This window comes from Mesorhizobium marinum, assembly GCF_040813675.1.
GTDB classification, from domain to species: domain Bacteria; phylum Pseudomonadota; class Alphaproteobacteria; order Rhizobiales; family Rhizobiaceae; genus Mesorhizobium_K; species Mesorhizobium_K marinum.
Genome location: NZ_JBFOCI010000034.1, coordinates 1 through 768 on the forward strand (window position 1 = coordinate 1; position 768 = coordinate 768).

Below are 768 nucleotides of genomic sequence, written 5' to 3' on the forward strand. Positions count from 1 at the left end.
TCCAGAAAGTGCGAGGCAGGATCGATGCGGCCCATGAACGCCATACCCAAGGCTGCCGATACCAGTGTTTTCGGGCTGTTGGGGTTGAGTTCGGCGGCTAATTCGTAGTGCACTTCGGACTGTTGGAACTGGCGGGTCATCGCTGTTGACCAGGCGACGACCAAATGATTTCGTGCATCCAGTGGATCAAGGGCCACGGCGCGGTGGGCCAGTTCAGCAGCCGCCTTCGTTTTGGAAGGATCGGCAGGAATTCCCGGTCTGATGAATTGCCGCGCATTGTGAATGCTAGCTAAGCTGGCGTAAGCAGGTGCGAAGTTCGGATCGGCAACGATCACGCCTTCGAACAGACGCTCGGCCTCGTCATCGGCATCTGGTGTCCAGTGAGTCAGTAACTCCTCGCCGCGCAACCAAGCGTCATAGATACTGAGATTTTGCGGGAGGCCTCTGACTTGGCGCGACAGCCTGTCATGCGAAAGGTACACCTCGAGAGTTGAAGCGATCCTTCCGACCAGCTGTTTCTGCAAAGATAACCAGTCCCCGAGTGAGAATCTAAAGGAATCACTCCAAATAATTTGGTTCGTTTCGGGATCGCTTACCGAGACGACCAACTGCATTTCATCTCTATGATCCACGCATTGGGCGGTCAGTACATAGTCCGTGTCGGAATCGTCCTTCGCGCCATCTTTCAACTCGATTACAGTGAACTCCCGAAACTTGGACAGATTGCTGATTAATTCAGAACGAAATCCTGAAACGAGAAGAGAGATC

The 768-nt window shown here is 53.5% G+C and carries 1 protein-coding gene; it reads right to left on the reverse strand.

Annotated features, from left to right (window positions below; genetic code table 11):
• A partial coding sequence (locus ABUE31_RS22730) for a tetratricopeptide repeat protein (protein ID WP_437344187.1) occupies positions 1 to 768 on the reverse strand: 768 nt, incomplete at both ends.